12 protein-coding genes are annotated in these 22,685 nt (G+C 41.7%); 8 read left to right on the forward strand and 4 right to left on the reverse strand.

The genetic code is table 11. From position 1 onward, the window contains the following. Window positions 1-4: 4 nt before the first annotated feature. The 4 genes from FKG96_RS02475 to dapF form a co-directional block, all read right to left on the reverse strand. A complete protein-coding gene (locus tag FKG96_RS02475) occupies window positions 5-3,250 on the reverse strand; it encodes a SusC/RagA family TonB-linked outer membrane protein (protein ID WP_130854769.1) in 3,246 nt (1,081 codons plus the stop codon). Window positions 3,251-3,736: 486 nt separating this feature from the next. Next, on the reverse strand, window positions 3,737-5,164 hold the full coding sequence (locus FKG96_RS02480; protein ID WP_130854768.1) for a SusD/RagB family nutrient-binding outer membrane lipoprotein: 1,428 nt from the start codon (window positions 5,162-5,164) through the stop codon (window positions 3,737-3,739). A gap of 21 nt (window positions 5,165-5,185) precedes the next feature. Then, window positions 5,186-8,455: a SusC/RagA family TonB-linked outer membrane protein gene (locus FKG96_RS02485; RefSeq protein ID WP_130854767.1), complete on the reverse strand. Its 3,270-nt coding sequence runs from the start codon at window positions 8,453-8,455 to the stop codon at window positions 5,186-5,188. A 770-nt stretch (window positions 8,456-9,225) separates the two neighbouring features. Continuing rightward, window positions 9,226-10,014 carry a diaminopimelate epimerase gene (gene dapF / locus FKG96_RS02490; protein ID WP_130854766.1) on the reverse strand — a complete coding sequence of 263 codons (789 nt, stop codon included), beginning with the start codon at window positions 10,012-10,014 and terminating at the stop codon, window positions 9,226-9,228. Between the two features lie 317 nt (window positions 10,015-10,331). On the opposite strand from dapF, the gene FKG96_RS02495 reads away from it, so the two are divergent. The 8 genes from FKG96_RS02495 (at window position 10,332) to FKG96_RS02530 (ending at window position 22,685) form a co-directional block, all read left to right on the forward strand. Next, on the forward strand, window positions 10,332-11,381 hold the full coding sequence (locus FKG96_RS02495; RefSeq protein ID WP_130854765.1) for a ligase-associated DNA damage response exonuclease: 1,050 nt from the start codon (window positions 10,332-10,334) through the stop codon (window positions 11,379-11,381). After that, entirely contained in the window at window positions 11,365-12,963 is a 1,599-nt protein-coding gene (locus tag FKG96_RS02500) for an ATP-dependent DNA ligase (RefSeq protein ID WP_130854764.1), read from the forward strand. Before FKG96_RS02495 ends, FKG96_RS02500 begins: the two co-directional genes overlap by 17 nt. Before the next feature lie 94 nt (window positions 12,964-13,057). Next, complete coding sequence (locus FKG96_RS02505) at window positions 13,058-15,472, forward strand: ligase-associated DNA damage response DEXH box helicase (RefSeq protein WP_130854763.1); 2,415 nt, start codon at window positions 13,058-13,060, stop codon at window positions 15,470-15,472. After that, window positions 15,469-16,119 (forward strand): ligase-associated DNA damage response endonuclease PdeM, encoded by a 651-nt coding sequence (gene pdeM / locus FKG96_RS02510; RefSeq protein WP_013664408.1) that lies wholly within the window; start codon window positions 15,469-15,471, stop codon window positions 16,117-16,119. Before FKG96_RS02505 ends, pdeM begins: the two co-directional genes overlap by 4 nt. A 145-nt stretch (window positions 16,120-16,264) precedes the next feature. Then, on the forward strand, window positions 16,265-16,591 hold the full coding sequence (locus tag FKG96_RS02515) for a hypothetical protein (protein ID WP_013664409.1): 327 nt from the start codon (window positions 16,265-16,267) through the stop codon (window positions 16,589-16,591). A gap of 541 nt (window positions 16,592-17,132) precedes the next feature. After that, a complete protein-coding gene (locus FKG96_RS02520; RefSeq protein ID WP_130854762.1) occupies window positions 17,133-18,242 on the forward strand; it encodes a hybrid sensor histidine kinase/response regulator in 1,110 nt (369 codons plus the stop codon). 25 nt (window positions 18,243-18,267) lie between these two features. Then, entirely contained in the window at window positions 18,268-22,317 is a 4,050-nt protein-coding gene (locus tag FKG96_RS02525) for a response regulator (RefSeq protein WP_130854761.1), read from the forward strand. Next, window positions 22,302-22,685: a response regulator gene (locus FKG96_RS02530; RefSeq protein WP_207303710.1), complete on the forward strand. Its 384-nt coding sequence runs from the start codon at window positions 22,302-22,304 to the stop codon at window positions 22,683-22,685. The genes FKG96_RS02525 and FKG96_RS02530 overlap by 16 nt, the downstream gene beginning before the upstream one ends.

A 22,685-nucleotide genomic window follows, 5' to 3' on the forward strand; every position in this document is an offset into this window, starting at 1 on the left:
TCAATTAAAAAGTTACGTTTAGATTAAAGCCAAAGGTTCTTGTAGAAGGCATCGATACCCCTTCAATACCTTGAAGATTGCCTGTTGATAAAGCAATTGCCGATGGATCAACATGTGGAATATTCGACTTCATAAGCCATAAATTCCGACCTGTCAAGGCAACTCGAACACTTTGCAATCTCAATTTCTCTACAAAAGATTTAGGCAAGTTGTAGCCAAGGTTTACCTCTCTTAGATAAATATAACTCGCGTCATATACATTCTCAGCAGCAATTCTTTGTCCACCATTTGCATTAAAGTGCGTATATGCATCAATTGAAACATCATTAGGGGTACCGTCTTCTTTAACGCCAGGTACGATAATTCCATTTTCTCTGATACCATTTGCAGCGGTCTCTTCAAAAAGACCCGATGATTTACCGAACAGGTTCGTAATTGAGAAAACATCTCCACCTGATTGAAAATCAAAGTTTACGCCTAAAGAAAAGGCTTTGTAGCTAAATGTATTCATAAAGCCTCCGGTAAAATCTGGCAAAATGCTTCCAATTTTTTCTACACCATTACTTACTTTATACAATCCATTTGGTAATACAACCTTATCGCCGTTTTCGTCGTACACGAAATTAGTTCCCATGATACTTCCGTAGGATTCGCCTTCTTCAGCATTAATGGTAGCAATAAAAGGTGCTGTTCCTATTGTTAGATTGGTCACTCTTTCACCAGTTACCGGATCGGTATACAGCTCTATAAGTTTATTAACGTTTCTTGCAATGTTGAAAGTTGCATCCCAAGTGAAACCACCGCTTGTCTTAATTGGAGTACCGTAAATAGCCAATTCTAGACCTTTATTTTGCATTTTTCCGGCATTAATAATTCTGCTGGAATATCCGGAAGTCGGTGAAATCGCCAACGGAATAATTTGGTCTTTTGCCGTTTTATGGTAGGCTGAAAAGTCAAATCCAAAACGGTTGTCAAACATGCGCATCTCTAAACCGGCCTCGTATTCAACCGCCGTTTCAGGCTTCAGGTTTGGATTATTGAGTTGCAATGGACGCGTATAGCTTGGATTGTCGCCAATACTTTGATCCGGTTCAAAGATATTCAGCAGACGATAAGGGTCCGTATCGTTACCTACTTTAGCTGCTCCGAAACGCAACTTTCCAAAGTTTAACCAACCGGAGTCACGCATTGATCCCAATTCTGAGAAAACGAATGAGGCAGATGCTGCCGGATAAAAGAATGAATTATTATTAGCAGGCAAAGTTGAAGACCAGTCGTTTCTTCCGGTAAGATCTAAGTAAATAAAATCTTTATAACCGAATGAGGCACTGGCGAACACCGAATTCATCCGGTTTTGAAACAATTGTTCAATGAGTAAGGCTGGAGATGTAGAGTTACGCAAATTGAAAAAGTCTTTTACGTTTAATCCGCCTACTGTTTGTCCACCATTGATACGATACTGATTTTCCCTTCTGTTAACACCCGCCATCGCATTTACACTGAAATCGTTAAATGTCTTATTGTAGCTAATTCTGGCTTCGAAGTTCTCTTCTTTATTGAAACGTTCGTAGTGGGAGTAAAATGGCACGGCATTGGATCCAAAGGCGATCCGCTCTTGACGTATATCGGTATAAAAATCAGTCATCGCTTTGGCACTTACCTTCAATTCATCCGTGATGTCATAAGTTAAGCCAAAAACACCATAGAACCGATCCCTTCCATCATTCTGGTAGTTTTTATAACGTGTCCAATACGGGTTGTCAGTGTAATTCGCTGCAGGATCGTCGTATGCTCTTCTGTTCCATGTACGTTGAGAACCATCAGGATTTTCATAGTTCCGCATATGTTCAATATCCCAGCTGCGCTGTCCAAAGTTGTTGAACTGTTGCATAACGTTAGCGCCGTCATACCCGGTTCCCGGACGACCGGTTGCTTTTGTTCCAGCGTAATTAGCACTCAAATCCGCATGAAGGCGGGGAGAGAAATTGTAATTACCATTAAAGGAAATGTTATTCTTTTCGAATTTAGAGTTAGGTAGTATAAAGTTCTGGCTCAAATTCGTATAAGCAACGCGAAAACTTCCTTGATCATTAGCACCGTCCAACGCGACGTTATTTGTATAGGTCATGCCTGTTTCAAAAAAATCGCGTACGTTATTGGGGTGTGCCACCCAAGGAGCACTTACACCAGCCTCATCACCTTCAAACGACCAATAGTGTCTTACAAGCAGATTAGGATCGAATTTCGGTCCCCAAGATTCGTCTCTCGCATAATCTACCAATAAATCGTAACGTTCGCCATTTTCATCTTGATAAGTTCCATTTGGTGTATATAGTCTTTGAAAAGGTTGTGGTCCGCCAAGTTCATCATCCCAAGCTCCTCCTCCATATTGATTTTGGTAGTCAGGCAACTTATAGACCTTATCCATCTGTGCATTAAAATTGTAAGAAACACCCAAGCCTTTCTTCTTAGAGCCTTTCTTTGTGGTAATTAAAATGACCCCGTTTAGTGCCCTACTACCATATAGTGCTGTTGCTGCAGCTCCTTTTAATACGGAATAGCTTTCTATATCATCTGGATTGATGTCTTGAATGGTATTTCCATAATCATAACCACCGGCACCGCGCGCTTGGTTTGTTCCTGGCTTACCCGTTGTAGCGCTTATTGGAGCAAAGTTCGAATTGTCCATAGGAATACCGTCTACCACAAAAAGCGGATTGTTATTTCCTGTAATGGAACTAATGCCACGAATGCTGATTTTAGCAGATCCACCCATGTTACCACTACCTCCTACAACTTGTACCCCTGCTACTTTACCATTTAAGTTGTTCACAAAGTTTGTTTGCTTTGTTTGGGAAACATCTTCACCTTTAATCTCTTGAACGGAATAACCAAGGGATTTTTTTTGGCGCGATATACCTAATGCAGTTACAACAACCTCATTCAGCTGCGCAGCATCTTCCGAAAGGACGACATTATAAGTATTCGACTGCGTTAGGTTAATAACTTGTTTAGTGTATCCAATGTAAGATACGGTGATGGAACTTGCTCCGTCGGGTACATTCAGGCTAAAATTACCTTCTGCATTGGTTTGTGTACCGGTAGTTGTACCCGTGACAATCACGGACACTGCAGGTAAAGCTTCTCCTGCTGAAGAAGTCACCTTTCCTCTAATCGTTCTCTCCTGCGCATAAGCCACTCCCAAGAGCAGAAATGACGCCAGAAAAAAACTTAGTAGTTTTTGTTTCATGTGTTTGATTTTAGTTAAAATATAAAATAGGGTATTATAAGCAATTAAATAAAAGAGAAAAGATTGGCTGAATAGAATCTATTCACCTGGTTTAATAATAAGTACGTATGCCCTCGCTTGGGTATCCATTTCCTCTATCGTAAGTACTTCTTTTTGTATCCTCAGTAAACCTTCTTATGTTCTTTGGAAGTACATAAAAGATTCGTCTATTCGCTTGTAGCTAACAAGCTTTAATATTAGCTAGATGTTAAAAAATGTTAAATTCAACCGCAAATATTCCTTCTATTTTAAAATTTTCAAAAAAAATAAAAAAATGTTACAAAAAATGTGGCTCAGATACATTAGAACAATATTAGAAGTCTCAATTGTAACATTTTGGCAATTTCTCTTTATCGCTTGATTTATTGAATCTTCGACGGAAAACGTCATAACAAAAAATGCCTCCCTTGCGGAAGGCATTTCAAATTTATAATAGCTAATTGACGCTTAATTCACATCCCAGAAAACTTTATGAACCACATCATCTCCTCCTAATTTTGAGGCCGCAGCGTCTACGTTGGTACCATTCAGTGTACGTTCGCTCACCGGATAAGTGAGTCGGTTAGGTATAATGCCCGGGTCCACCGCTCGGAAGGCAGGCTCCAGCTGAGGGTGATCAAGTCTTTTCCATTCTACCCAGGCATCATAACCTCGGTTATATAAAGCTAACCACTTTTGAACGCCAATCTTTTCTTTCCAATCACCCGAAGCGCTAGCATAAGCAACCGCTGGCTGCGCTAAATAGTTCGCTACATCGCGGTCGTCTCCACCCCAATAGGTGATAGATGCTTCAATCGCTTTGTTATAATGCTCGCTTGGTGTGCCTCCGATGCCCCATCGGGCAGCAGCTTCCGCTAAAATGAACTCTACTTCCGAATAATCGAGTAGCAGTGCTTCGAAATCAGGGGCAATTACTTTATCACTTGGCTTGGAGTTCGTTGAATATTGATTACTGGACCCAATTCCTCCACCAACATATTCACCATTAACGGTAGTAAAGAAGAATGGGCGCCTTGGATCTTCCAAGCTATTCAATACATTAACAAACGGTCCTCCAGCTACGTAATCTTGCCGCGAAGTAAACTGAGAATTCAAATTATTGGAAACCGGATTATTATTAGGCGAGGCCGAAACATAGGCAAAGGCGGCATTGTCTGCATTGCTCGTAAAAGCAGCTGCTGCTGAAGCTGTGATGATTTCACGTGCCCTGAGCTCGTCTACATCAGCAAGAGTTATGGCCATTTTTAGTTTTAAGCTATGCGCAAACTTCAGCCAAGCGGCCATGTCACCACCATACAATAAATCTGCACTGCCAAAACCTTCTCCACTCGGGTCTATCATGGCTATCGCCGCATCCAATCTATTCAGTAAATCGCCGTAAATCGTGGCTGCATCATCGTATTTTGGTTGGCCGATATCGGAAAGAGCCTCTGTATAAGGTACATCTCCCCATGTATTGACGAGCACCGTCCAGGCATAAACAGAAGTAATTTCAATAGCAGCTATTTGATTATTCCGTTGAACGTCTTCAATTTCCGTATCCTCGGTTGCATAAGTCTTTGCTTGCTTTAGATCATGTAAAACTTCTTGATAAAGCGGCTCCCAAAAATTTTCAGGAATATTTCGGGTAACAAAGTTATATCGAGGCTCGTCTTGGTATGTCGTGGCAGTCCATTGCTGAATCCAAAACCGAAACACATTGATATTAACGCTCGGAGAAGTTACATCATCCGTAAGTTCTTTCAGTGCATTACTGAAGAGTGGCGCCTGCGAAACTTCTGCAGGATTTTTCTGATCGACATTATAGTCGTCCAGGTTTTTTGCGCACGAAGCTAACAAAACTAGGGGCGCAATATATAAGAATATTCTTTTCATCTGTATACGATCTTAATATTATTAGAACCTCATTCGAACATTAAATCCAAAATTCCGAACAGCAGGGTACACCCCACTTTGAATACCCTGTAAGTTACCGGAGCTTAAGCCCCCTTCGGGATCTGCATAAGGTACATTACTATGAATTAACCAAAGGTTTCTGCCCACTAAAGAAAAGTCAATCCCTTTGAAGAAATTGGTATTGGCCAGCCACCTATTAGGTAAGCTATAGGTAAGCGAAACTTCTCTAAGTTTAATATATCCCGCGTCGTAAATAAATCCCGCTTGCGGATTATTGGCATAACCATAAGGTGTTACAGAATTGTCATAGGCTTCTACGCGGGTTGCGTTGGGAGAGCCGTCGGGATTAACCCCTGGCAACACAACGCCACCTCCTTGACTGATTGGTAAACGCTTTGGATTGCCTAAATCGTTCAATCCAGCCGTTTCGGGATAGATCCCGGTCGACATTCCGTAATATTGATCCAATGAGAATAAACTACCGCCTTTTTTAATATCGATTAAGAAGGACAATGAAAAATCCTTATACTTAAAGTTGTTTTGAATACCGCCCAACCAGTCGGGATTAATATTGCCTAGCACTTGATCCGGACTGGAAGTAAGATAGTAACCATCTTCGCCAACTATGCGATAGTCGGGGTCACCATGATGTCCATCAAGATATAGATAATCAACCCCTCTTAAAGTACCAAAGGGTTGATCTAAAGTGGCATTTAAGGTTATACCACCTTGGAAGGTACCAAGCTGTAAATTGTTATTCCCTTCGTACAACTCGATCATCTTATTGCGGTTACGTGCGAAATTCAGATTCAGAGTCCAAGAAAAATCGTTGGTCCGCACCGGGATTACAAAAGCACTCAGTTCGAAACCTTGGTTTCGTAAAGAACCCGCATTCACCCAACGCCGATCATATCCGGTGGCTGAGGAAACGGTTACGGCCATAATCTGGTCAAAGGAGGTTGAGCGATAATAACTGGCATCAAAGCCGACTCTTGAATCCCAGAAATTCATCTCCAAACCTACCTCAAAACTTTTGGTACGTTCCGGTTTCAGATTTGAATTACGTAGCTCCTCAGCAATAGAAGCCATAGGAATTCCATTAAAAGGTGTATTAATGGTGTAGGTATTATACAAACTTAAAGCCGATGCGTCGTTTCCAACCTCCGCATAATTAACCCGTAATTTACCGTAATCTAGCCAGTTGGAATCCTTTAATAAATTTGAAAACAAGAAACTACCGGCAACAGAGGGGTACCAATACACATTGTTATCCGTTGGAAGTGTAGTTGACTGATCGCGACGGATAGACCCTTCTATAAAATAAGTTTCTTTGTAACCGAAGTTGGCATTGGCAAAAATACCGTCTACTCCGATTCTTTCATACCGTTCTTTGGGCGGTTCTATCGGGAAAATGGAGTTGGAAAGGGAATAAATGCCCTCATAAGCTAAGCCCCCATTCGTTTGTGCCCGAATAGCCGATAAATAATTTCTTCTCAAGTTACTTCCCAATAAACCCGTAAATGTCAAATCTTCTGCCAGATCTTTATGGAAATTAAGCATCAAATCGTAATTGGCCTCACTATAGGTACGATCGTAACGTTGGTATTCCGGCACTTCTGCACCACCGATTGCCAGGCGTTCTTCCTGGAACTCATTCGATCCATCAAAAGTAACACGGCCCATTACATCCATCCATTCCAGAGGCTTCCAGTTTACGACGGCACTTCCGAAATAACGGTTACGACTGTCGTTCTGGTAGTTTTTGTAACGCTCCCAGTAAGGATTGTTGGAGTAAATAGGTCCAGTTGCGTCGATATCCGACCAATTCCAGGTAACATTTCTTCCCTCTCGCTCGTAAGCTCTTTCCAATTCTCTAATATCGACATTCGTCTGCCACCACTGACGGAAACCCTGATTCGGATTTCTTCCATCATAACCCGTTCCATATCGGCCAATTGCATCTACTCTAGAAAAATTGGCAGTAGCACTAACCGTTAATTTATCATTAATTTGATGGGATCCGGAAAGATTAAACATGTTCTTGGTAATCTTACTGTTAGGCAAAACACCGGTCTCATCGTTTCGGGTATAACCTACTTTATATGTAGTTACATCACCACCTCCATCAATACTGATGCTTTGCATGGAGTTTAAACCGGTTTTATAGAATTTAGATGGATCATTTTGCGCACCTACCCAAGGAGTTGCCTTGCCATAGTTTGGCGAGGTTTCATCAAAGGCATCCCATTGATATACCAACAAATTTGGATCGAAAGCTGCACCATAAGAGGCATCTTCTGTAAAGGGTACTACCAAAGCCGGTCCGGAATTACCGAATACGGTTTCATACCAGAAATTTCCATCGGGAGAGGCATAGCCTTCTTCGCTATACTGGTTAACATATCCCGCTCCGTACTCTTTCTGATACTTGGCAAAGGTGCTTTTATCTATTTTACCAATAGTTAGACCACTATTGATCGTAATATTGGTACTATTTTTCTTTCCCTTTTTGGTGGTAATCATAATCACCCCATTGGATGCGCGAGATCCATATAATGCGGAAGCAGCCGCTCCCTTCAACACGTTGATGGACTCAATATCATCGGGATTGATGTCAGCAGCGGCGTTACCGTAGTCGTAGCCTCCACGTCCTTGATTCTGGGCATCGGCATCTTCTTGCAAATCAGTATTGGTGTTGACGTTACTGACAGGAACTCCATCAATAACGAATAAAGCCTGATTATTCCCGGTTAATGACTTATACCCCCGCATGACTACGTTTGTTGAGCCCCCCATTGTACCGGATTGCTTAATATCCAAACCTGCCACCTTTCCGGAAAGCGCATTTGTGAAGTTATTGTCTCTTGTGCGGGTAATATCTTCGCTTCTCACTTCCTGAGCGGCATAACCCAGCTCGTTTCTTTTACGTTCAATACCTAGCGCTGTCACTACGACCTCACTTAATGCCTGGGCATCCTGTGATAATTCAACGTCTATCACTGTTTGGTTACCAATAGATACCGTTTCTTTCTCAAAACCAATGTAGGAGAAGATTAATGCTTTCGCATTTGCGGGAACCGAAATGGAGTAAATTCCCTCTTCATTAGTTGTTGAGCCTGATGATGTACCGACCGCCATCACGGACACGCCCGGCAGCGGTTCGCCACTGTCCTTTGCAGTGACCTTTCCTCGAATCGTTCTTTCTTGCGCATAAAGGCTTCCTAATAAAGCCAAGCTAACAAGAAAGAAACTGAGTAGTTTCTGTTTCATGTGTTTGTTTGAATGGTTAATGATTATTGGATATAATAGTGCTTACCTTCCTCGTAAGCAACATGTAAGACAATTTCAGCAATATCAACAGCTTTATTCGGCTGGCTTTATTACTAAAACAAATTTTCGACGCTGAGCAGCTCTACTGAAAACAAATTCCTTTCTCAAATACACAATTACGGCGCTAACTTTCATAAAAAATTCCAAAAACACAAAAACTATTCATTACAAAAGATAGATTTCAGTAAAAAACACAATAAAGAATAAAAATTTCCAACAAATATTATTCAAATAACATTCGTATCCAAGAAAAATGAAAAATTGTTACAAAAACACAAAATAAAATATACATAAAAAGCATTTTTATACACATTTATTGTATTTTAAATATCAATAAAATAAAAAGTAAAGAAAAAAATGAAAAATCTATCATCTATTTTTTAAACAAAAGCTATGTTTTTTTTACAAAAAGCATCGGATAAAATTTTTGTATTATAAAAAATTAAAAAAAATAGCAATCTATGCCTTAAAGAACCTTAAAACACACAATAGAATCTTTAAAATAAGTTATTATCATATAAAACGGCGCAATCTCCGGAAGAGTGAGATTCTTTTTTGCTCCCTTATACGACTCGTTAAATTAGCAACTTAGCAATGTTGCAGCGTACCTATGTCCTTCTTACCTATCCAATATTTCTATACGCGTTATAATTGGTTCTTAACGATGGAACAAATAGGTGGGCTATTTGTTCAAAGAAATTGAAAATTGACTAAGAATTACCGGGATATAAACCCTCAAAAACCAGTTTAGCAGGGCCTTCCAGATAAATGTCCTTAAAAACCCCATTTCCTAAATAAGTGAAACGAATATTGAGGTCGCCTCCCATGGCTTTGATTGGGGTACTATATGTCCCTAAGCGGTTATGATGCCAAGCCATAGCGAGCGCTACAGCCGTTACACCGGTTCCGCAAGCCAGCGTTTCATCTTCAACGCCTCGCTCATAGGTGCGTACTTGATACCCATCATTTACGGCCTCTACAAAATTCACGTTAATACCTGCCTGCTTATAGGTGGCGTTATATCGAATCGTCCGGCCTGCAGCAAACACATCGAGATTTTTTAAATCCACCACTTCTTTTACATAATGTGGTGATCCGGTATTTAAGACAAAGTCATCGCCATCTTTTTCAATATGCTCAACGTCTATAATTTTCAAACTAACCCAGTCGGCCGTATCATTTATAGTGGCTTCATGCTCCCCGTCTACCGCCAAAAATCGGGTTGACTTTTCAATAATGCCCAAATGTTTTGCAAAAGACACAATGCAACGCCCTCCATTGCCACACATGCTACTAGGGTTGCCGTCAGCATTATAATACACCATCTCAAAATCATACCCGGCCCGCTGCTGGAGAAGCATAAGTCCGTCAGCACCAATACCAAAACGCCGATCACAAAGCTGTGCCACTAGGGCAGTGTCCTTTGTATCAAATTGCTGATCCCTATTATCGATTAAAACGAAATCGTTCCCGGCTCCCTGATATTTAAAAAATTTCACGTTCGATGATTTTTATATCTCTTTAACGCATCAAACTTAGGGAAAAAGCAGGTATATTTCAACATGATTTTTTCTCAGGGCTATCCTAAATCTTTTTAACGTCCAATGTCATGAGGCCGTCGTACCACGCACGGGGCTATATTTAGGGTTTAAGGTATAATCCCTTTTGTTAAAAGTAAAAGTCCTTCGTTAACGCAAAACGTCCTGAACCTTAAACCTTCCTTCCCAAATACCTCACACCCTATACCTTAACAGTGTATACTCCTCTATACAAACCTTAATCCCTATTACCTGTTATAGAACGGAGAAGTACTTGAATGATGTCAGGAGAAGAGCCTTCTCAAAATGCTATTATGCTTACTTTTAACGACAAAGGAATTTATTGTGCGCAGGCAGCTATCTATATTGACCCATGGTTTCCTGTTGATAAGGCAATTATAACACACGCCCACGCAGACCATGCGCGCTTTGGTAGCAAGCATTATCTTTGTCATCGTGATAGCGCCACACTTCTAAAATTAAGACTTGGACCCCAGACGTCGATTCAGTGTTTAGGCTACGGAGAAGAAATAGACATAAATGGTGTCAAAGTTTCTTTACACCCTGCCGGACACATTATTGGATCGGCACAGATACGTCTTAGTTATAAAGGAGAAGTTTGGGTGGTGTCGGGCGACTATAAGCTGGAAAGGGATGGAATCTCTACCCCCTTTGATCCGGTAAAGTGCCACCATTTCGTATCGGAGTCTACCTTCGGTCTGCCGGTTTATCGCTTTCCCGAAGCTTATGAAGTAGAACGGGATATGCTCAACTGGATCGATAATAATCGAAAAGCCAACATAAATTCACTGATGGTCGGCTACTCATTAGGGAAGGCGCAACGTATTATTGAAGTTGCCGGAAAAACCGGTTTACCTATTTACGCACATGGTGCCATTGTAAATATTCAACAACGATTAATTGATGACGGACACCGGTTGCATAACGTCGCCTATGCATCAGCTGATATAAAAAAAATTCCAGCACCTTATGTCGTGGTAATGCCTCCAAGTGCCTTGCACTCTTCTTGGATGAAGAAATTTGCACCGTACGAAGTAGCTTATTGTAGTGGTTGGATGCAGTTGAGAGGCGCCAGAAGAAGAAGGAATGTCAACCGCGGATTTGTCTTATCAGATCATGCAGATTGGTCACAATTAAATTTAGCAATCACAGCCACGGAAGCCGAAAACATCTATGTAACACACGGTTATAAATCCATTTACGCCAAGTGGCTCCGCGAGCAGTACCATGTAAATGCCATAGAAGTGGATACGTTGTATGAAGACGACCTTTTAATGCAGGAGGACAGGGATGAGAGCATTCAATGAGCTATTCGAAGAAATAGATCGAACAACCTCAACGAATGCAAAAGTGGAGGCCCTCGTTCGTTACTTCAGGTCGGCGCACAACCAAGATCTATTATGGTGTGTATACCTGCTAATGGGTAAATCAACCGGACGCTTTGTTAAAACGGCCATACTTCGCCAAGCGGCCATCCAATTATCGCAACTTCCCGCCTGGCTTTTCGAGGAATCATATCATGTAGTGGGGGATTTGGCAGAGACGATCGCACTGTGTTTGCCACCACCGCTTGAGCCAAAGGCTTACACATTAAACGAAACGATGGCTTTTTTACACGATTTGAAGAATCTTAGCGACGAAGAGATGGAAGCGGCCCTTTCTTCCAGATGGATGCATACACCAAACAACCACCGCTTTGTCTTTAACAAATTGATTACCGGAAACTTCCGGATGGGTGTATCCAAACAACTAGTCATTAAAGCTTTGTCGATAACTTTTGATAAACCGGAAAGCGAAATGGCACATAGACTGATGGGTAATTGGCACCCCACTACGGCGGACGTTCAGCAACTTCTTTTGACAGAAATGCCGAAGGACGAGCGCAGTTTTGAACCGTATCCCTTTTATTTAGCTTATCAATTAGATAAAGACCCTGAAAGTTTAGGAAATGCGGACGAATGGTTTATTGAGCGGAAATACGATGGCATAAGAGGACAGATCATTGTTCGCAACGGCAGTTTATATATATGGAGTCGAGGTGAAGACTTATTGACGGATAAATTTCCGGAATTTCATCCCTTGGCTGATTTACTACCGAATGGTACCGTGATAGATGGTGAGATACTTCCTTTTAAAGACGAAAAAGTACTTCCTTTTTCGGTGATGCAAACGCGGACCGGCCGAAAGCAATTAAGCAAAAAAATACTCGCTGATGCGCCTTTAATCATGATCTGTTATGATCTATTGGAATACGATGGAGAAGATATTCGCGCCCGGCCATTAGAAACGCGACGCAATCTGTTAGTGACGCTCTTGGAAAAGCTTCCCCGGGACATCCCTCTTCTGATTTCCGGCATCATTCCTTGCGATACGTGGCACGACGTCGCTCGCGCACGTGAAGAGGCGAGGGCTTATCAATGTGAAGGAGTTATGCTTAAAAGGAAGCAAAGCATTTATGAAACAGGACGCCGCAGAGGCAATTGGTGGAAATGGAAAGTTGAGCCTTATACGATTGACGGCGTTTTAATATATGGACAACGAGGACATGGACGACGGGCAAATTTATATACCGATTATACATTTGCCGTATGGGATAATGGAGAGCTGGTCCCCTTTGCCAAGGCCTATTCAGGACTGACAGACAAAGAGATATTGGAAGTTGATGCTTGGATAAAACGGCATACCATTGATAAATTTGGCCCCGTGAGGAGTGTAACACCAACATTGGTTTTTGAGCTCGCCTTTGAAGGAATCAGTTCGTCTCCCCGCCACAAATCGGGTATAGCTTTGCGTTTTCCGCGTATCGTCCGTTGGCGAAAAGATAAACCGGCAAAGGAAGCAAACACAAAAGCGGATTTATTAGCTTTGCTGAAGCAACAGAAGGCTTAAAGCGGAAAGCAATGTCTAAAGAAATAGTATTTTACAATTAACAACTATTAACGAATAACCAATAACAATTAACGAGTAACCAATAATCAACAACGTGTTAGCTGAAAAATGGTTTGAACTTAAACGATGGTCGCCGCACCGATTTCAAAAGGAAACTTGGCAGGCCATAATTAAAGGCGCTTCCGGTTTACTGAATGCCCCAACCGGTTACGGTAAAACTTACGCCATGTGGTTTGGTATTTTGGAGCGATTATTGGCCTTTAGGCAAAGCCAAACGAAAGTGTCACGTGGAACATATTGCCTGTGGATAACGCCCCTACGATCGTTATCGCAAGAGATGGTACTGGCGCTCAATCGAGTGAACAATGATCTCGATTTAAAACTGGATATAGCCCTACGCACCGGAGACACTACACTGAAAGAAAGACAACGACAAATCAAAGAAAGTCCCGATGTCCTTATCACTACTCCCGAGAGTATCCATTTGATGCTAGCCCAAAAAGGTTATGCGTCGCGATTGAAGAGCATCCAATTTGTAGTAGTTGATGAGTGGCACGAGTTATTAGGCAGCAAAAGGGGTGTGCTGACAGAGCTTGGCCTATCTAAGTTGAAGGACCTTAATCCACAGTTGCAGATTTGGGGTATTTCTGCGACCATTGGGAACCTAGAGGAAGCCAAACAAATTCTTCTCGGAAAGCAAGACGGCGTGATTATTAAAGCAAACCTTCCAAAGAAAACGCAAATAACCACCGTACTCCCGGATGTTTTAGAAAAATTTCCTTGGGGCGGTCATTTAGGCATCCACTTGGCCACCAAGGTGCTCGAAATTGTTAATAATAGCGATACGACCTTAATTTTTACCAATACGCGGTCTCAAGCCGAGATCTGGTATCAGCAATTGCTACGTCTCCAACCCGATCTAGCCGGTATTCTCGCCTTGCATCACGGATCGCTAAGTGAAGAAATCCGACAATGGGTAGAGCAAGCATTGCATGCCGGCACATTAAAGGCAGTGGTATGTACCAGTAGCCTGGACTTAGGTGTGGATTTTCGGCCGGTGGACACCGTGGTTCAGGTAGGATCCGCCAAAGGGATTGCTCGCTTTTTGCAACGTGCCGGGCGCAGTGGTCACCGACCCGGGGCGACGAGCAAAATTTGGTTCGTACCAACTCACTCGCTCGAAATTATGGAGGGGGCAGCCCTCCGTTATGCCGAGCAGCATCAATTGATGGAAGATCGCATTCCTTATATCCGTTCTTTTGACGTATTGATTCAATACTTGGTAACCTTAGCCGTATCAGACGGATTCAGGCCGCAGGAAGTCTTCTCAGAAATAAAGAGCACGCACTGTTTTGAATCGATTAGCTGGGAAGAGTTTACGCAATGTCTCTTGATGATTACACAGGGCGGCAAGACGCTAGATGCTTACGATGAGTTTCACAAAGTAGTGATTGAAGAGGGGGTTTATAAGGTTGTCAGCAAAAAGGTGGCCATGCGCCATCGCCTGAGTATAGGCGCCATCGTAAGCGACACAATGATGACCGTTAAATACCTTAGCGGCAAATATATTGGCAGTATTGAGGAATGGTTTATTTCGCGTCTCAATCCGGGGGATACCTTTTGGTTTGCCGGCAAAAATTTAGAGTTGATCCGTGTAAAAGACCTGCAAGCGATTGTCAGGATGTCCAATAAGAAAAAGGGACTGGTTCCTTCTTGGATGGGCGGGCGTTTACCCCTCTCTACGCACCTTTCCTTCGCTATTCGCCACGTTTTGGATCAGTGGCAAACCTCCGCAGCCCAAGAACCGGAAATTTCTTTTCTCAAACCTCTTTTTCTGGAACAGCAAAGACGCAGTACCTTGCCTAGCAATGAGTATCTGGTAGTGGAGCAAACAGAAACAAAAGAAGGTCACCATTTGTTCTTCTTCCCTTTTGAAGGAAAATTTATTCACGAGGGCATGGCTGCCTTAATTGCGCACCGATTAGGAAAGGCAAAACCATATACTTTTTCTGTTGCCCTCAACGATTATGGCTTCGAATTATTAAGCGACCAAGAAATCGATATAAAAACCGCTATTGCCAACGGTCTTTTTTCTGTTGAAAATTTAAGCGAGGATATACAACAGAGTGTCAACATGACCGAATTGGCAAGGAAACGTTTTCGGGATATCGCCGGTATCGCCGGTTTGGTTTTTCAAGGCTTTCCGGGAAAAAAGATAAAAACCAAGCATTTGCAAGCAAATTCAGGTTTATTTTTTAAGGTGTTTGAGGAGTATGAAAGCGATAATTTACTGCTCCGAGAAGCTTACGACGAAGTTTTTGATTTCCAGTTAGACTACAATCGCTTATTGAATGCCCTGAATCGCATTACCTCGCAAAAAATTATCATCAATAAAACCGACCGCTTGACACCGTTTGCTTTTCCTATATTTGCAGAATCCTTCCGGGAACGTTTCAGTAATGAGGCGTTGGAAGATAGACTAAACAAGATTATAGCGCAACTGGAATGAGAGACCGATTGGAGCTGCGAATAAAAAATAAAACGGTATATCTATTAGCGGAAAAATGCATTTTCTTTCCTGAAAATCAAACCTTGGTAATTGCTGATATACACCTTGGAAAGGCTGCTCATTTTAGGAAAGCCGGCATTATCATACCGCAACAAGCGGGAACCGACCGGGATTATAAACTGCTGCAAGATGTATTGAAAAAATATGAAACAAAGCGGATTATTTTTTTGGGTGATTTATTTCACAGTTCCGAGAATGCCGCATGGCTTCATTTTGTCGATTTTTCCTCCCAATATCCGCATACAGAGCTTATTCTCATCAAGGGCAATCATGACATACTTCCCCTTGCCTATTACCAACAGGGTAATTTAAAGGTCCATTTGGAGACCTTACAGGAAGATTTTATCCTCTATTCACATGCGCCCTTGCCCGAAGTTCCGGCAGGAATACTGAACATTGCCGGTCATGTTCATCCCGCGGCCAATCTTAAAGCAAGGGGAAAGCAAACACTTCGGCTTCCCTGCTTTCATTTAGAGCAGTCGTTACTTTTATTGCCTGCATTCGGTAGTTTAACAGGAACCTTCGCGCTTCCCAAAGGAAATGCACAACAGTTTGTTACCACCGGACGAACAGTTCTCGCTATTTAAAGAATTTTATTTCAAGCTGTTTTTCATTCCTTCCTTACTCGATTTTTTTTCGAATAAGTAAAACAAATTGCTAACTTTAATTATTATGCACTAGTGTAATGATAATCCCAATCAATTGCACAAAGTTTCACTAAAAAACAATTTTATGAAATCAAAAATCTATGCACTATTAACTGTTTTCATGCTAGCTTTCACATTTAGCACCCCAATTGCAGCTCTTGCTAACGACAAGAATGCTAAAACAATAGAAGTGTCTAAAGAAGAAGCGGCTAGAGAGATCAATGCTATGAAAAGGCGCGTGGCAGAGATTAAAGCGATGGATAAATCAACGATGACAAAGGCAGAGCGCAAAGCACTCCGTAAAGAGCTTCGGGAAATGAACAAAAGAGCGCGTGCCCTAGGCAGCGGTGGGGTTTATCTATCCGTAGGAGCCATCATCATCATTATTTTAGTATTGATATTGATTCTATAGGATGGAAGCTGTAGGCAATAGGCTGTAAGCTCGTATGCTGGTAGCCAGTGAGAAGGGAACCCGTTAGTAGGGAACATGACTTACGTCTCATACCTCCTATTAACTATTCCCTACTCACTACTCACCATTAACTACTCACAACTCGTTAGTGAACAAGGAAACCTGTTAGTTGAGAACATGGCGTCTCATACCTCCTATTAACTATTCCCTACTCACTACTCGTTAGTGAACAAGGGAACATGTTAGTTGGGAACACGGCTTACGTCTCATACCCTCTATTAACTATTCCCTATTAACTATTCCCTACTCACTACTAACTACTCGCTACTCGTTAGTGAACAAGGGAACCCGTTAGTTGGGGAATAGGGCTTACGTCCCATACCCCCTATTACTATTCCCCACTCCCTACTAACTACTCCCTACTAACTGCACACCATTAACTACTCAACCATCCTTTTGCTTGTCCTAAAAATTTACTAAACTTGTAGTTATAACATATATTAATAAAACAAACGGCTAACAGCATCGTGCCAACACCGAAATGATACTAATTGTTGACGACAAACAAGAGAATCTGATTTCTTTACGGAAGTTCCTAGAAACCAACAACTTTAAAGTTGACACTGCTTCATCCGGAGAAGAGGCACTAAAAAAAGTTCTTAAAACTACGTACGCGCTGATCATATTAGATGTTCAAATGCCTGGTATGGACGGTTTTGAGGTAGCAGAATTGATTTCCGGCTATAGCAAGACCGTTGACACGCCCATACTCTTCTTATCAGCGGTAAACACGGAGAAGAAATTTATTACACAGGGATATGAAACCGGCGGGATTGATTACCTGACAAAGCCATTTGATCCGGATATTTTGCTTCTAAAAGTAAAAACTTTCTATCGCCTGTTTGAACAAGCGCAAGCGATGCATGAAATGCAAGAAGCACTTAAACAAGAAATCGAACATCGAAAAATGCTCGAGAATAAGAAGGACGAATTTATTAGCATAGCCAGTCACGAACTTAAAACTCCCCTGACCAGCGTGAGGGGATACTTGCAATTATTGGAGCGTCTTCCGGAAGCCAAAAACAACGAAAAATTTAAAACCTATCTCGGGAAAACAAGTGCTCAACTGAACAAATTACGGGAACTGATTGACGACTTACTGGATATTTCCAAAATAGAGAGCGGAAAGATGAAATTTAATTTTCAGCCGGTTTCTATAGAAAAGTTAATCAGTAACACACTGGAAAATGTGAGTCAAATGTATCCGGAACACGCTTTTAAAAGGATTGGCCAAGTGGATAGCACTATACTTGCTGATGAAATGCGATTAGAACAAGTATTGATCAATTACCTCACCAATGCGATCAAATACTCACCTAATTCAAAAGAAATATATTTGGAAACGGCGCTCACGGAAGACAACAAAATCCAAATCGGTGTGCGCGATTTTGGAATAGGCATACCATCCGACAAACTAAATCATTTATTTGACAAATTTTATAGAGTAGAAGAATCTTCTTACAAATTTCAAGGCCTGGGCATGGGACTTTATATATGTAAAGAAATTATTGCCCGCCATCATGGCGAGCACGGTGTAGAAAGCCGCTTAAACGAAGGTTCATTTTTTTATTTCCGATTGCCATTAAACTAGAATTTGTGCTGAAAAATAAAAACCGATGACAAAAAATCGTTTTAACCTGATTCCACTAAACTATAAACTTACCTTGCTAGGTTTTGTACCGCTTATGTGCCTGTTATTTTTCTTTTTCATTGTCGAAAACGAAAAGACAGAGCGAATAGAAGGGACAAATAATTTCATAACCCGCATCAATCTGGCGCTGAGCGCGGACAACCTCATCGAACAGTTACAGCAAGAACGTCGATTGAGCTTAGATAAGATATTTAAAACAAAAGATGAAGGCGCACTTAATGTACAACAGCTAAAAACCGATGAAGCAATCCAACATTTTAATACCTACATCGACAGTGGATTAAATGCCGACTACGCAAATTATACATTTATAAATGAATTACCCCATTGGCGATCAAGCATCAATAGCGGAGAAATGGGTTATGAAGAGACGTTCAATAACTATCAGAAAATTACCGAAAGACTCAGTGTTTTCAGTAGGGTGTCTACCGATTATGCCAATCTTAATGAAAGCTTGGGAGGGCAAATCGAACTTCGGGAGATCCTATCTCAGCTGATTAATTATGCCGCAATTCTGCGTTTAAATATTTATTTTACTTATGCTGACGACAAGCTGAATACATTGGATTTCTCAAAATTCAATATGAACTACGAGCTTTTTCGATCCTATATCGACCAGCTTAAAAGTCTTGACAAACGCTATAGTGAGCAAAATTTGGATAAACTGAAAGCCAGCCAAGCCTTCAATACCACTTTAGCTTTCTTTAAAACAGTACATGATACTAAAGCATTGCCGGAGCGCTTTACAGCCAACGAATGGTGGAATATATCGGCTACGGCGATGGATGTATTAAAGGCACGTTTAAACACCACCATTGAGTCAATTGGCACGGGTGCGTCCAGCGTTTATGAGTCAGAGATATACGACCGTAATTTTACACGTATTATACTGGTTTTCTGTGTATTAGTCGCCATCGTGCTTATTTATTTGGTTATAAAAAATATCGCAAATCACTTATTCGAGCTACAAGAGGCGGCCAGCAAGATTGCCCTGGGTTATACGAACATCGCTTTGCCTACCTTTGCCAAAGACGATTTGGGTGTTGTGGCTCGATCTATCAGGAAAATCGACCTGAGCAACCAGGAGCTAGCGAAAGCAGCCGAAGAAATAGGGAAAGAAAATTACGATATTCCTATTGCAGCCAAGGGCCCTCATGACGTTTTGGGTAACGCCCTCGTCAACATGAGAAACTCGCTGGAACGACATTCGAAAAAAGACAAAACTGAGTTATGGCTACAGACAGGTGAAAGCGTCGTAAATGGCTTGCTTATAGGCCGATCCGAACTGAAGGAATTCGGTTTAGACGTCTTAAAGGCTTTAGTTGATTATTTGGATGCTGCCTTAGGCACTTACTACATAGGTGAATATGGAAAAAATTTCGAGCTGATCAGCAGCATTGGCGTAGCTGACCGATCGCAACTACCACAGCAGATCACCATTGGAGAAACTCTTCTTGGAAAAGTGATCGCAGAAAAGAGAAGCGTTTTATTGGAGCAATTACCCGATGAATATCTTCAAATCCGAACCAGCTTAGGTACGGCTAAGCCCCAATGGGTGTTAATTATTCCTTTGATTCATGAAAAAGAAGTAGAAGGTATAATAGAAATTGCATCAATCAACACCATACCGGAAGCGGCAGTTGCTTTTGCCAACCGTATTGCTACCAACGTAGGTGCAGCTATCCATGCTATTAAGAGTCGAATCCGCTTGAAAGAATTGTTGGAAGAAACGCAAGCACAAGCGGAAGAACTACAGGCGCAACAAACCGAACTCGAAAATCTAAATGTTGAGTTGGAAGCACAGGCAAATAAATTACAAGCTTCTGAAGAGGAATTAAGGGTACAGCAAGAAGAATTGTTGGAAAGCAACCAGGAACTCGAAATCAAATCGCAGGCGTTGGAAGAAAAAAATCAGATGATCCTGGAGCGGAACTTGGAAATACAAAAAAAGGCAGAAGACCTAGCGTTAAGCACGAAGTATAAATCGGAGTTTTTAGCTAATATGTCGCATGAACTTCGTACCCCACTTAATTCGATCTTATTGCTTTCCCGCTTACTCAGCGAAAACAACGAAGGAAATTTACTGGAAGATCAAATTGAATATGCTAAGGTCATTCAAACTTCCGGAAATGGCCTTTTAACGCTAATTGACGAGATTCTAGATCTATCTAAAATCGAGGCCGGAAAGATGACCCTTTCCTATGAAGACGTATCACTTGCCGATATGATCAATGATCTGCAAAATTTATTCGGTCCTATGGCTGTTGATAAAGGCCTCGAACTCAAATTTGACTGCGATAAAACAACCTTTAGCAAAATTCAAACGGACAATCTCCGGTTACAACAAATATTAAGAAACCTGATTTCCAACGCGCTTAAATTTACGGCCAAAGGTTCGGTGACCTTAAGTGTATATCCGAATAAAGAAAAGGAAGGGTATTTAAACTTTGCGGTGCGCGATACGGGAATCGGTATACCAAAAGAAAAACATCAACTGGTTTTCGAGGCCTTTCAACAAGCAGACGGCTCTACGCGGCGCAAATTTGGCGGCACCGGCCTTGGCTTATCGATTAGTAAAGAACTGGCTAAACTACTGGGCGGCTCGCTGTATATTAATAGCGAAGTGACTAAAGGCAGTGAGTTTATTGTCAGCATTCCAGTCGCTAAACCGGTGGAAGAAAAAACGGTGGTGGAAGAAGTTCCTTTAGTTCACCGGGAAGCTGAGAAAAATAATGATAAAAAGATAACTTACGAAAAGATTTCCACGCCACCGGTACCCTTCCTAAGTCCAATAATACCGAACGAGCTCACCGACGATCGTGACCAAATTAACGACGGTGATAACGTCTTATTGATTATTGAAGACGACACCAATTTTGCGCGTGCTTTAGTAGACTTCTCCCATAAAAACGATTACAAGGTTGTTACAACGGTAAGAGGTGATTTAGGGATCGAGCTTGCTGAAAAATATATGCCGAGAGCCATCCTTTTGGATATCGAATTACCGGTAAAAAATGGTTGGCAGGTAATGGAGGAGATCAAAAGTAACCCTGCTACGCGCCATATTCCCGTTCATATTATGTCTTCCCATGAAGTGAAACGAGAAAGTATCACAAAAGGGGCCATTGATTTCATCAGGAAACCGATGGCGCTGGAACAAATAGGCCAGATCTTTAATCGCGTGGAAAAAGCGTTATCGGCCGGCCCGCGAAAGGTCTTAATTATTGAAGATAACCTAAAACATGCACAGGCGCTTGCACATTATTTGGAAAGCTTTGACGTCAAAACGGATATCAGCAAGGATATTCATTCCGGCGTTAACCGTTTGAAAAGTCACGAGGCCGATTGTGTCATCTTAGACATGGGTATCCCCGATGCGCAAGCTTATAAAACACTTGAGACCATCAAGTCGGACGCGGGGATGGAAAATTTACCGGTCATTATTTTTACCGGCAAGCAACTTTCGCCATCAGAAGAAATTAAGATCAAACAATATGCAGATTCCATTGTGGTAAAAACCGCGCATTCTTATGAAAGGATACTGGATGAAGTAGCGCTATTTCTGCATCTTGTGGAGGAGTCTAATGACACGCCAAAGAAGGAAAAACTAAAACTGAACAGCACACTGACCGAAGTACTAAATAACAAGACGGTGCTTATCGCAGATGATGATATCCGAAATATATTTTCTTTGACCAAGGCACTGGAGCGATATAAAATAAATGTACTAGCCGCAGAAAATGGAAAAGAGGCGCTACAGACTTTGCATGCTCATGCTGATAAAGTGGATATCGTTTTGATGGATATGATGATGCCTGAAATGGATGGCTACGAGACTACCACGCGCATTAGGCAGGAATCCCGATTCAAAAATCTACCCATATTAGCCGTAACGGCGAAAGCCATGATGGGCGATCGGGAGAAATGTATTGCTGCCGGTGCGTCTGACTATATTTCAAAACCTATAGATATTGATCAATTAATTTCCTTGTTGCGCGTATGGCTCTACCAATAAACCGAGGCAAAATACTCATCATTGATGACGAACCGTTAAACATTCTGGCCTTAAGTGCTGTTTTAAAATCAAGAGGTTATACGGCCATTACTGCGAGCAGCGCTGAAGAAGGCTTAACTTTTCTTAAAGAGAATAAGGATATAAAACTGGTTTTGATGGATATGATGATGCCCGATCTTGATGGATACGAGGCTACATCGCGGATCAGGAAAACTGAACCTATCAAAGATATTCCGGTGATAGCTGTCACCGCCCAAGCAATGAGCCACGACAGGGAAAAGTGCCTAGATGCAGGGGCGAACGACTATATTTCTAAGCCGATTGACATTGATGAGTTAACTATGGTGATTCGAAAACATTTACAATAA

The organism is Olivibacter sp. LS-1, assembly GCF_008245145.1.
Lineage (GTDB): Bacteria > Bacteroidota > Bacteroidia > Sphingobacteriales > Sphingobacteriaceae > Olivibacter > Olivibacter oleidegradans.